The sequence below is a fragment of the Macellibacteroides sp. genome (genome assembly GCF_050251695.1).
Classification (GTDB): Bacteria; Bacteroidota; Bacteroidia; order Bacteroidales; family Tannerellaceae; genus Macellibacteroides; species Macellibacteroides fermentans.
Map to the genome: position 1 here is coordinate 1 of NZ_JBFWMI010000090.1, position 12,422 is coordinate 12,422.

A 12,422-nucleotide genomic window follows, 5' to 3' on the forward strand; every position below is an offset into this window, starting at 1 on the left:
TGATCACCAATTTTGCGGAATTCAAAATCGTGGTTATGATAACCAAATGCGATGCTGGCAGATGCAGTCTTGTAACCTACAGTATTGAAATAATCACAATACATCTTCAGGTCGTCCAATGTAGTCTGATCGTTCACAGGCATAAAAGGTTGAACCATATATTTAACGCCCAATTCGTTGTGAGCTTCGATAGCCTGATCCCACCAAGCCATTACTTCAGCCTCTTTTTCTTTTGTGAAAGCTTGGCCCAAGTGTGCACTTGTACATTTCATTCCAAGATCGGTAACCATTTTCTTGAATTCGGCAGGAGCCAATCCATAAATTTTACCATTATCATAACCGGCGGTTTCCAAATTAGTATAACCCATTTTTGCAACAGTTTCCAGCACAACCTGGATACCCGATTCTTTTACAAGGTCTCTTAATGAATAAAGCTGTAGACCGATGTTTTTTGCAGGAGCGCTACTACAAGAAGATAATAACTGAGGAGCAACCAAACCTCCGGCAACAAGCAAAGATGCATGCTTTAAAAAGTCACGTCTGTTTTGCATAGTAATATAATTTAAGTTTATGTATGAGAATTTTTACAAATATATAACTATTTTTGGGGTACAGAATAATTTTATCATAAAAACTTTGAACTGAAAATAATCTATTAATTTTTTTCTATCTTTGAGACTATAATATTTTACTTAAATCAATATATCATGAAATGTCTATCTCTTTTTTCTTTAGGACTACTGTTTTGTTTGATTACTTCGTGCAACCAGCCTCAAAGCGGGGCATTGTTTAATGGAAAAGATACCAGTAACTGGAATACGAGCGGTAACGTAAGCGTGCAGGAAAATGCACTTACATTGTCCGGGCCCGATGCCATGGCTATCCTTAAACAGGGAAACTACAAAAACTTCGAGCTGAGTCTGGAAGTTAAAACAGATCAGGGAGGCAAAGGTGCCGTATGTTTTCATTCTGATGTAACTGCATCCAAAGGTTACAAAGTGGCAATAAACAATGATGTTACCGATCCGGTTTGGTGGAAGATGAGCGGAAGTCTGCTTTCAGTTCGTAACCTTACCAAGAGCTTTGTAAAGGAAAACCAATGGTTTGCCATGAAAATTAAAGTTGAAGGCAAAGCTGTTTCCGTGTTGATTGATGGTGCTCCGGTAGTTGAATATACAGAGCCTGTTGCGCCCTACAGAACGGAAGCTAATGCGAATGCCCGTTTGTCTGAAGGTCTTTTTGCTTTGATCAGTACAGGCAGCGGAAACATCCAATTCAGAAAAATAGAGGTAAATGTACTTAAAGAGGCTGTCGACGAGCAAGCACAACAAGCGGAAGCAACCGACGAGCAGAACGACGAAATCATTAAGCTGCATCAATCAGATTTCCCTGTACTGGATTACCATGTACATTTAAAAGGAGGACTTACCAAAGAGATGGCGGCTATCCAATCGCGGAAGACCGGAATAAATTATGCCATCGCGCCGAATTGCGGCATCGGATTCCCCATCACAAACGACCAGGAGATCAGAGCTTATCTTGATACAATGCGTACCCAGCCGTTTATTCTTGCCATGCAGGGTGAAGGCCGCGAATGGGTAACCACTTTCTCTCCCGAAGCCCGTGCCGAATTCGACTATGTGTTTACAGATGCGCTTACCTTTACCGATAAGAAAGGAAGACGTACCCGTTTGTGGATTCCGGAAGAGGTTTGGATTGAAAACGAAGAGCAATACATGGACCTGATTGTAGAAAAAATATGCGGAGTGTTGGAAGAACCTGTAGACGTATATGTGAATCCCAATTTCCTCCCAGCCTCCATGGCAGACCGTTACGACCAGTTCTGGACTGAAGCCCGAATGCAGAAAGTAATCGATGCACTTGTTAAAACCGGTAAAGCCCTCGAGATAAACGAGCTCTATAACATTCCTAACAAAGCATTTATACTCAAAGCCAAAGAGGCCGGAATTAAATTCACCTTCGGCAGCAATAACATTACAAAGGATGTAAGTAAACTGGAATATAGTATCCGTATGGCTAAAGAATGCGGTATTACTGCTCAGGATATGTACCGACCTAAGATTAAGATTTAATTCTTGAAGGATTACTAAATAAAAAAGAGGATGCCAATGGCACCCTCTTTTTTATTTAGTCTTATGTTTGGCTTTCATATACTGATACTGCTGATGTACCAGCCTTCTGCTTCGTATAATCTGGAAACGATACACCAGGCAAGAGGTAAGGAAATAAAAACCGGTCTGCACCCATAACAATTTATATTCGGCAGCCACCTCATTTAAGGTTGCCCCCATTGTATTTATCCGTACAAAACCCTGCACCCCGGGTGTTGAAGGGAACAGATAACCCGTTGCTTTCCAAAAAGAAGGAATGGAATGCATGGGCCACGAGATACCCGAAATAAACAGCAGGAAAACGGATGTAAATACAAAAATCATCATAGGCGATTCTCTGCTTACCATAAAACCCGACAAGGTAATGGCAAAGAAAATACAGGCAAAAAGGTAAGGCAGTATAAACATCGTAAGCGTAAATGGAGATGCCAGCTGAGGCAATCCAAAGAGTTTCGGCACCACCACCAGCGTCCAGCCGCAAACAAGGATATACAATACCAGGTAAGCCAACGACTTGCCGAATACAATACGCAACGTACCGTTAAAGTGCTTACTTACGGGCACCAATGTATGGAATCGGTTTTTCTCGCGGGCAGTACCGCCCAACATACCTATCCCCAACACCAATGTCTGCTGAATTACCAGAATAAGGATAGCGGGTACCAAAAAGCTGGCAAAACCATTCTGTGTATTGAAAAGGGTTACCGATTCGTAGGGAATCGGGTTAACCGTAATCTGTTCTAGTTTCTCTGTAGATACGGGATTGTTATGCATCCTCACCTCCTTACCCAGCTCGAAAGAGGCTTCGGTAGCCGAAAGCAGAAACGCTTTGTAAAACAGCAGGCTACTCATATCGCTGTACAACGACACGGTAGTTTGTCTTCCCGCATGCAGATCTTTGCTAAAATCAGACGGAACCAGTAATATACCGTAGGCCTGCTTAGTATCCAGCATACGTTTAGCCTCCTCCATATCTGCACATGCTCCTACAACCTTAACATCGGCAGTAGCATCGATCATACGCACATACTTTCTGCTGAGAGACGAATTGGACTGGTCTACCACCACCATCTTGGCTTCACGTACCAATTCATTATTGTAAATAAAAGCGTACAACAACGGATAAATGAAGGGAACCAAAAAAAAGAAAATCATCACACCTGTATCTGCAAACACATTTTTCAGTTCGCTTTTCCAGATGAGGAATGTATCATTCAACCCCTCTTTAATTATATTTTGTAACCTGAACTCTGGTTTCATTCTTTCAACGTTTTACGGAATATACTTAAAATAAAGCAAAGCATGCTTCAGGTTTCTTGCAATCAGGAACGGCAAAATCATAAAAGCCATCAGTGCCACATAATGCCCCCAGCAGTAGATTAATTCCCTGCCGTTTAGAGCCTGATCCACATAAATCAGAAAATAATGCCTCAACGGGAACAGGTTGGCAAGCGCTTGCAGCGTAGGATGCATTTCGGAAACGGGGAACGACAACCCTACAATAGAGAAAGTTATCATTCCGAATAAACTGGCAAAACTCAGTCCGAGTCGTAACGTTGGCAACACTCCGATCATAAACACACCAACTGCCTGCGAAGCCAATACAAGCAAAAATATATTTGCCACCATCGGCATCCAGCCGCTTTGAAGCGGAAATGCATTGAATCCGTAAAGAAGCGAACAAGCCAACAACCCCACTAACGTAAAAATCAAAGTATGAGGCAACAACTTCCCGGCTAGTGAAACCAATACCGAGTTATTTCCTAAACGCAACCATTCATGGGAAGTGGCAAACTTAATTTCGGAGCCGATACTGAAAACGGTGACCAGAAAAATCATCAGCTGCAATATCCCTGGGATCAGTATATTATTAAGGTAAACCGAATAATTGAGCCACGGATTTCCAATGGAATGAGTGTCTACAACAATAGGTTGCAACTGCCCTTTTATCTGGGCTTCCGTAAGGCCTTTGGCCGTTCCGGTCTTCAAGCCCACCGAACCTCCGGCCAGCACCGAAATGGTTTTCATGTCCTTAAACAGCAACGATCCGGCAATCAGGTACGAACCGTTGGTATAGAAAGACAGGCGAGGTTGCTTTCCGGTAGTAGCATCTGCAGCAAACCTTTCCGGAATATAAAAAATCCCGTATACTTCGCCCTTCTGCATAGCAATCCGTGCATCGGTAAACGACATGGTCTGCATGGCTACTTCTGTTTGCTCGAAGGCATTAAGCTGACGAATCAGCGACCTGGAAGTAGAGGAGTTATCAAGATCCACTACAGCAATAGGTAAGTCTACCGGCAATCCCTCTTTCATCAACGACAAGAAAAACACCATGCAAAAAAGAGGGGCTACCAGCATACAGAATATATACAAAGGCTTGGCTACCAGACGGCGCAGTTCGCGTATGGCAACATTCTTAACACTTTGTATGCTTATCCTCAGTTGTGTCATGTTCATTTCTTTTTCATTATCACAGACATACCCGGACGCAAATCGGCAATCGGTGCATCGGGTTTAGCACGTACCTCGAATGTTTTAGAATCAAACTGTCCGTTGGTTTTCGTAGCTTTCCATGCAGCATACGATCCCATGTCCTTCATATAGGTGACTTTAAGCGTGACCTCCTTGTTATTTAGTGCCGGAATAAACGCTTTGATTGAAGTTCCCATTTTAATATCCTTCAGCAGATCTTCGCGGATGCTGAATGTAACCCACATATCCGTAAGATCGGCTATATTAAGAATCGGAGCACCGGTACCTACCAGCTCACCTACTTCGGGAAACTGCTCGGATATCTCTCCATCAATAGGCGAAACCAAAGCCGACTCACGCATATACGACTCAACCTCATCCACAGCTCCCTGAGCCCGTTCCACCAATGCTGCCGCAGCATCCTTATCTTCACGTTCGGCTCCGTTTTTAGCCATATCGTACTGAGATCGTGCGGCTTTCTCTGTGGCAACCATAGCCTTGTAATTAGCTTCGGCTTCATCACGCTTCTGTGCAGATATCACCCCTTTGGAAAAAAGATTCTGGATGCGGTCGTACGACTTTTTAGCAATTTCCAATCCGGCCTGCGACTTCTGCCACATCTCGTAGGCAGCCGTAATCTGCTCCGTTCTCGCACCTTTTATAGCCTTTCTGTTTTGCGCCTGTGCAGCACTCATCGCTGCTTCGGCCTGTCTGAACTTGGCCTGCACTTCCGGAGTATCAAGGAAGACTAGGGTATCTCCCTTCATTACTTTTTCACCTTCATGGTAACGATAAGAGACTATTCGTCCCGGAACCTTTCCCGAAATCCTGATTTCGGTTGCTTCGGCCTGCCCCATAATCACCTCTTCGGGAGGAGTAAGCAAAAAGAATCCGGCCAATGCCACCAAACCAATCACGACTATCACCGTGATAAATGCCAACATCATGTTATTGATTGAAAATTTCTTATGCTCGTTCATCGCTCTATAGTTTTATCATTTATTATTTGTAGTTGAAGATAGCCGTCCAAGGGCCTTTGACAAATATACATCGGTAAGTTTAACCTCTATCTGTGCATCAATTAAATCAGACTGAGCCTCTACCCAGGCTGTCTGTGCCTCCATGAGATTTAGGGCAGGAATAACCCCTTCTTCGAAACCGATGGTAGCATGACGCAGATTTTCTTCGGCCTTTTCTTTATTTCGGGACGAGGCTGTTAATTTTTTACCGGCCTCGTTCACCTTGTAGACCGATTGATTTACCTGCAGCTCTATTTTTTCCTTTGCATCATCCAGCTCCAGTTGCTTAATGTGAGTCTCCGCCCGGGCAGCATTCCGTTTGTATGTGCCTTCCCACCATCCGGATATAGGAACCTGAACCGCTACACCTACATTAAACATACCACCAAAATCATTTTTGAAGCCATTAAACGAATTCGGATTGGTTACCAGGTAATTTGCCGTAAGCGCTACGCTGGGCAAATGTTCGGCCAAAGCAATCTTTTCTTTCTTTTTATAAATACGCACAGCATAATCCAGGCTCTTAAGCTCCTGGCGGTTTATAAAGGCCTCTTCCACACTAAAAGAACCTGATGAAGAGGCGCTTTCGGGCAGCGATTCAATATTTTCGTCGGCCAATGCAAGCGACTCTTCCAGTGGCAATCCACATAACTGTGCCAACGCCATACGCGAAAGAGCCAATCCATTATCTACTTTGGTCTGCGCCATCTCAGCCTGATTCAGCTTTACACGCACAGACATTCCGTCTACCTGTGTAGCTATCCCCTCCTCTATTAATGCCTGAACATCGGTATCCATTTTGCGGAGAAGGGATACATACGAATCGGCCAACTTCTTCTTGTTAACCAGCGAAACCACCTGCCAGTATGCTTCGTCTGTTTTATAGATTACATCCTGCAGCTTCAGGTCGTTCATGGACTGGGCCAACTCCTTGGCATACTTTGTAATCTGGTTATAGGCGATTATCTTACCACCCATAAATACCGGTTGTACCAGCGAGACATTACCCAACCAAACATCCTGAATGTCAAGATGGGTAAACGCACCTACATCAATTGGCAACAATTTACCCAGACCGGCAACCGTCTTATCATCCAGCAAATTGATATCTTTCTGATTCCGCATATAGGTACCCATTGCGGAAACCTGCGGAAAATACTTGGTCAGCGCCGCCTGTTTATCGTAACCTGCAACGCGCACCTTCTCGCCGGCTATCTGTAATTCTTTGTTGTTTTGAATGGCCAGACTCCTGCACTCATCAAGCGTAAGTGTACGCTGACCGTACACGAAGGCAGAGGCCAATAATGCTAATGACAATACAAAGGCTCTTTTCATTTCATTCAAATTTTATTCTAATTGTTCAAATATACATATTCCGCCGCAAAATTACTTGATTGCGGGATAGAATAAATTGAAGTAATTCAATTTCGGATAAAATGGTGCAATAAAGAGAGTTATTGGAGGGTGTTAAACCTTGCCCGAATCGAAAAGACGTTTCTTGAGCTTGCAGTACCAGGCATTGCTGATACCCATAAAACGGGCGATGTACTTATCGGGAACTCTGTTTACAATCCATATGTATTCATTGTAAAGGTATTCCATAAACCCTTCTGCCGTGTGGGATTGGCGGGCTGCATACATTGTATAAATCTTGGAAATAACCATCATCATCACCCGCTGATAGAAAGAGGCGAACAATGGATATCGGGACGATAACATTTCTATCTGGGTCCGCGAGATACAGATCAGCTCGGCATCTTCCATTGCCAGAATCTCGAAATCGGAAGGCGTTTGGGTAAAGTAGGAAATGGAAGAAAGAAAGGGATAGAAATTATCTACGGAAAATCCCATCACACTCTCGTTGCCCTGATCGTTGATAAACAGGTGCAGAAACAGGCCTTTATTTATAAAGTAACCCTCAGAGCAGACCTCACCTGCTCTTAGAAGGTAATCTCCTTTTTGTACCTTAAGCAATGTGGCGCTGTTCTTAAACTCGCTTACAAACTGTTCGTCGGCCAGCAGAGCTGCATCCAGATGCCCATACAGTTGTACGAAAGGATCGGTAGGATTCATCGTAACTACTCCTCCAGTACAAAGGTTTTCTTTCCGATATGATTGCCGTCGGCAAACACATCCACCCGGTAGGTACCCGGCGAAAGAAATTCCTCTATCTTCCAGTACACGGTTATCGGCAAATCTTCGCCTTCGTATTCAACCAGTTTCTTTATGGAGTAATTGATCTCTTTGTTTTCAAACACAAACACATCTGCACGGCTTTTCACCAATACATCGTCGTCCGGTTTCATTATACGGAGGTAAACTACCTTTTCGCCAACAGGAGCTGTTATATTTTTGGCCAGTTTAAAGTTAATAACAAACTGTTCCATCCGTTTAATCTTAGTCATTTTCTTTCCACGACTGTTGGTTGGGGTAACCGATATATCGGTAGCATCCAATCGTGAAGCCAATGTAACACGTTCTGCCAGTTTCTCTTTTTCTTCTTTTAGTTTGGTAGCCGAACTTGAAACCTGCTCGTATTTTTTAATTACCTGTTTGTTTTCTTCTTTCAGAATTTGATTGGCTGTATTTAATGAGTCAATCTGGATTACATAGTTGCGCATTACCTTACGTAATGTTTCCAATTCTTTTTTAAGCTGATTGATACGGCTGGCATTGGTAGCCTTAACGGTACGCAACTCTTCAAGCAGACGCTGAACCTTGCCCTGTTCTGTAGACAGCAGGGAAAGCAGGGAGTCGTTCCCTACACTGAACTTATACCCTTCGTACTGAAGAGACAGATCATTAAACTCGTCTTCGAGGGATTCCTTTTCAAGCACAAACGCTTGCGTCATCTCACTCATCTGTTGTTTTTGGTTATATATATAATATCCACCACCTGCTACAAGCAACAACAACACAACCACAGCCATTATAAGCAAAGTAAGCTTATTGATTCGTTTAATCTCTTTCTTTTCTGTATCCATAGTTCGTTATAAGAGTCACTAAAAAGATCATGCAAAGGTACACTTTAATCCATTGCAGAAAACTCTTTTGCCTTATATTTACACATTTTTAAGGACTTGTTAACAATTGCTTCCAACCTTAGCTTTAATTTGTGGTAAAGGAGTTTTTATGGTATCATTTTTTATTGCTAACTTTGCGCCACTCAATTAAACACTTATTGCATGCACGAGAAAATTATTATTCTTGATTTTGGCTCGCAAACAACTCAGCTGATCGGACGCAGACTCAGAGAGTTAAATATGTATTGTGAGATTGTTCCCTACAACCATTTCCCGGAAGATGCATCGGACGTGAAAGGGGTGATTCTTTCAGGTAGCCCTTACTCGGTAAATGACGAAACAGCGTTCAAGGCCGATTTATCTGAAATCAGAGGGAAATACCCGGTACTTGGCATTTGCTATGGCGCACAATTCTTAGCATATACATCGGGCGGAAAAGTAGAATCGGGCGACTCTCGTGAATACGGTCGGGCTAATCTTGGTTCTATTAACGGCAACGACCCATTATTAAAGGGTATTGAAGCAGGTTCGCAGGTTTGGATGTCGCACGGAGATACCATTACGGTTCTTCCCTCTTCATTCAAAATTGTAGCCAGCACAAACGACGTTCCGGCTGCAGCATATCACATTGAAGGCGAGCAGACCTGGGGTGTACAGTTCCATCCGGAAGTATTCCATACTACAGACGGTACTAAGATTCTGGACAACTTCCTTTCTATCTGCGGATGTGCAAAAGACTGGACTCCGGCTTCTTTCATCGAGTCTACAGTGGCCGAATTGAAAAAACAATTGGGAGACGACAAAGTGATCCTGGCATTGTCGGGAGGTGTTGACTCGTCTGTAACGGCTGTTCTGCTTAACAAGGCGATCGGAAAAAACCTTACCTGTATATTCGTTGACCACGGTTTGCTCCGTAAAAATGAATTTGAAAAGGTGATGGACGATTACGAACACCTGGGACTTAATGTTATCGGTGTGAATGCGAAAGAAAAATTCTACCGCGAACTGCATGGCGTAACCGATCCTGAACAAAAACGTAAGATTATTGGTAAAGGCTTTATCGACGTATTCGACGAAGAGGCCAAGAAGCTTAAAGATATCAAGTGGCTGGGACAAGGAACTATTTATCCGGACGTGATCGAATCTCTTTCAATCACCGGAACGGTAATTAAGAGTCACCACAACGTAGGTGGTCTGCCCGATACCATGAAACTTAAATTGGTTGAACCATTGCGACTGTTGTTTAAAGACGAAGTTCGTCGTGTGGGCAACGAGCTGGGCATGATGCCAAACCTAATTAAACGTCATCCATTCCCGGGACCGGGTCTTGGAATCCGTGTATTGGGCGAAATCACTCCGGAGAAAATCGAAATCCTTCAGAATGCAGATGATATCTATATTTCATTGATGCGCGAATGGGGATTGTACGATAAGATCTGGCAGGCTGGATCTATCTTGCTGCCGGTTCGTTCGGTAGGTGTAATGGGCGACGAGCGTACATACGATTATACAATCGCTTTACGTGCTGTAACTTCCACCGATGCCATGACGGCCGACTGGGCTCAGCTTCCTTACGATTTCCTTGCTAAAGTTTCGAACGAAATCATAAACAAGGTAAAAGGTGTAAACCGCGTTGTTTACGACATCAGCTCTAAACCACCCGCAACAATCGAGTGGGAATAATACAAATGGCTCTGTAAGCAAACCAGACATACTTAAAATAGATAGAGAGGCTGAACACTTTAAAAAAGGTTCAGCCTCTCGTTTATTGTTTTGTCAAGAATCCGGTTTCCGCAACAAATACGACAAGCCCCCCATGGGTACATCACAAACATAACCGTTTATTATCAACAGGAATAATCAAAAATCACTATATGTAGTGATTGATAATTAATTCAAACTCCAGTTACTTTGTAGTCATATCATTGAGGTGCCTTATTAAAACTTATATGTTAATTTAAATTTACTATTATGACAACAATGAAGGTTAAACAAATCATAAATAATTGAACATTGGGGTAATTATCCATGTCTGATATATCCCCAATACATCTGATATCCTTGGCAATATGAAGTTCCGGCCAATGCGTTGGAATGGGCTGTCCGTTTTACAATAGATGTTGTACCAAAAGATGGAACTCCACCTTGTACTATTACAAAAACGTTTAATTTGAATCCACTCTACAATGTGATAGATGATTCTGAAATAATTGGATTTGATGTTATTAAAAATAAAATAAAATGAACAAAGTTAAGAATGGATTATTATTTGTGATTACAATCCTAGCATGTTTTATGATTACGGGGTGTGATAAAGATGAAGCAATGGAAGGGAAGGTCTATATTACATTTATAAATAGTTCGCCTGACATACGTATCGCAATTTATTCCACATGTAATGAAAAAGTGCCAATTTATGATGAAGTTTTAAAGGATGGTGAAGTTTTTGAATACATTCTGAATGCTGGTACTTATTTTGTTGAACCATATTCAAGAACTTTCCTTTATAATAAAACCGGATTTCAAATTCTTCAAAATAAAACAACTCATATACAATATGATTCTTCTGTTGGAAAAGTTAAACAGTAAGCATGTACAGCATAAAAGAGAAAAGGCTGCCTAACAATTACAAGAATATCTTGTCCAGTATTACAGGAATAACTTCCGGGAGACCCTCAAACAGGGCAGTATGCCCTGTTTGAGGGTCTCCCGGAAGCATGGTTAGTTGATTCGTAACCGAAGGTGAGTGACAAAAACCACGGATTCAAAACACCGTTTCAGAACGTATCCCATCCTGACAAAAGAGTTCATTCCAGATGGACCCTATCAGTTGCGGGTAAGTGATATTACATATCCCGAAGAGGCTGATGGACTTATTCACAACTCGGATCGGGGAATTCAATATTGCAGTACTCAATATGTTTCAGCCCTGTAAGAGAGAGGAATTCAAATCAGCATGACCGAGAATGGAGATCCATTGGAAAATACCATAACTGAAAGAGTAAATGGTATAATAAAAGAAGAATGGTTAAATTGCATGACCTACTCCGGAATTAAAGATGCGAGAGCTAATGTTTCGGAGGTGGTAACTCTTTATAATACAAAAAGAAAACACAGTAGTATCGCCATGCTCACCCCTGATCAAGCGCATCTTAAAACGGGCGGACTGGCACGATGTTGGAGGAGCTATTATAAAAAAGAGGCCAATCGAAAAGATGCATACGTGTAATTTTTATACATTTGTAAGGACAGCACGAACTTCAGGGCGACTAATCCGATATAAGCTTGGTCAATCCCTGTAAGGATTAAAGTAAAGGTATAGTGGGACTAACCTAGGCAGTCAACTTATAGTAGGTTTTTTTTATTAAATTCAGTCAACATTTTTCAGGACAGGTCATTATTTCTGATTTTCGCAAAACTAAGTGTCATCTATCATTTTTATGGCTCAACCACCTGAATGGCAGAGATATAACCAATGACAGATGGCGTTTTTACATCTGTCAGCATGTGTCATCTATCACATCCCCCAATCATGGAACTGAAGCCGATTTCGTAACACAATACCACTTCTCAAGCCCCACTAGTGGGCAACTAGAGATTTCTCCCTATCAATTAGCTCCTCCTGTTAAGGCTTTTATTTTCTTCACTTAGGAGAACTATTCATTCAACAATTGTGTACTTTGCGTTTGTCATCTGTTGAACGCAAAGTACACAGCTGTTGAACTTGCATTCAACAGCTGTCAAACGAATAAGTATTCGTTAGCAAATAATTA

The 12,422-nt window shown here is 42.3% G+C and carries 11 protein-coding genes; 4 read left to right on the forward strand and 7 right to left on the reverse strand.

Annotation, left to right across the window (positions count from 1 at the left end):
* Nucleotides 1-551: TIM barrel protein (locus AB7E53_RS12045; RefSeq protein WP_446775890.1), on the reverse strand; the 551-nt coding region annotated here is incomplete at its 3' end.
* A 156-nt stretch (nucleotides 552-707) separates the two neighbouring features.
* Between AB7E53_RS12045 and AB7E53_RS12050 the strand changes: the two genes are divergently transcribed.
* Nucleotides 708-2,093 carry a DUF1080 domain-containing protein gene (locus AB7E53_RS12050; RefSeq protein ID WP_079682029.1) on the forward strand — a complete coding sequence of 462 codons (1,386 nt, stop codon included), beginning with the start codon at nucleotides 708-710 and terminating at the stop codon, nucleotides 2,091-2,093.
* A 51-nt stretch (nucleotides 2,094-2,144) separates the two neighbouring features.
* Here the strand turns inward: AB7E53_RS12050 and AB7E53_RS12055 are convergent, their stop codons facing one another.
* The 6 genes from AB7E53_RS12055 to AB7E53_RS12080 form a co-directional block, all read right to left on the reverse strand.
* On the reverse strand, nucleotides 2,145-3,392 hold the full coding sequence (locus tag AB7E53_RS12055) for an ABC transporter permease (protein ID WP_068185624.1): 1,248 nt from the start codon (nucleotides 3,390-3,392) through the stop codon (nucleotides 2,145-2,147).
* A 12-nt stretch (nucleotides 3,393-3,404) separates the two neighbouring features.
* Complete coding sequence (locus AB7E53_RS12060) at nucleotides 3,405-4,586, reverse strand: ABC transporter permease (protein ID WP_079682028.1); 1,182 nt, start codon at nucleotides 4,584-4,586, stop codon at nucleotides 3,405-3,407.
* Between the two features lie 2 nt (nucleotides 4,587-4,588).
* Nucleotides 4,589-5,587, reverse strand: a complete 999-nt coding sequence (locus AB7E53_RS12065; protein ID WP_068185630.1) for an HlyD family secretion protein — start codon at nucleotides 5,585-5,587, stop codon at nucleotides 4,589-4,591.
* A gap of 15 nt (nucleotides 5,588-5,602) precedes the next feature.
* Nucleotides 5,603-6,961: a TolC family protein gene (locus tag AB7E53_RS12070; RefSeq protein ID WP_446775892.1), complete on the reverse strand. Its 1,359-nt coding sequence runs from the start codon at nucleotides 6,959-6,961 to the stop codon at nucleotides 5,603-5,605.
* A gap of 132 nt (nucleotides 6,962-7,093) precedes the next feature.
* Nucleotides 7,094-7,699: a Crp/Fnr family transcriptional regulator gene (locus tag AB7E53_RS12075; RefSeq protein WP_068185643.1), complete on the reverse strand. Its 606-nt coding sequence runs from the start codon at nucleotides 7,697-7,699 to the stop codon at nucleotides 7,094-7,096.
* Nucleotides 7,700-7,704: 5 nt separating this feature from the next.
* Nucleotides 7,705-8,610 carry a hypothetical protein gene (locus tag AB7E53_RS12080; protein ID WP_068185648.1) on the reverse strand — a complete coding sequence of 302 codons (906 nt, stop codon included), beginning with the start codon at nucleotides 8,608-8,610 and terminating at the stop codon, nucleotides 7,705-7,707.
* A gap of 201 nt (nucleotides 8,611-8,811) precedes the next feature.
* On the opposite strand from AB7E53_RS12080, the gene guaA reads away from it, so the two are divergent.
* The 3 genes from guaA (at nucleotide 8,812) to AB7E53_RS12095 (ending at nucleotide 11,878) form a co-directional block, all read left to right on the forward strand.
* Nucleotides 8,812-10,332, forward strand: a complete 1,521-nt coding sequence (gene guaA, locus AB7E53_RS12085; RefSeq protein ID WP_068185651.1) for a glutamine-hydrolyzing GMP synthase — start codon at nucleotides 8,812-8,814, stop codon at nucleotides 10,330-10,332.
* Between the two features lie 558 nt (nucleotides 10,333-10,890).
* Nucleotides 10,891-11,238: a hypothetical protein gene (locus tag AB7E53_RS12090; RefSeq protein ID WP_068185654.1), complete on the forward strand. Its 348-nt coding sequence runs from the start codon at nucleotides 10,891-10,893 to the stop codon at nucleotides 11,236-11,238.
* Between the two features lie 361 nt (nucleotides 11,239-11,599).
* On the forward strand, nucleotides 11,600-11,878 hold the full coding sequence (locus AB7E53_RS12095) for an integrase core domain-containing protein (protein WP_446775894.1): 279 nt from the start codon (nucleotides 11,600-11,602) through the stop codon (nucleotides 11,876-11,878).
* Nucleotides 11,879-12,422 lie beyond the last annotated feature (544 nt).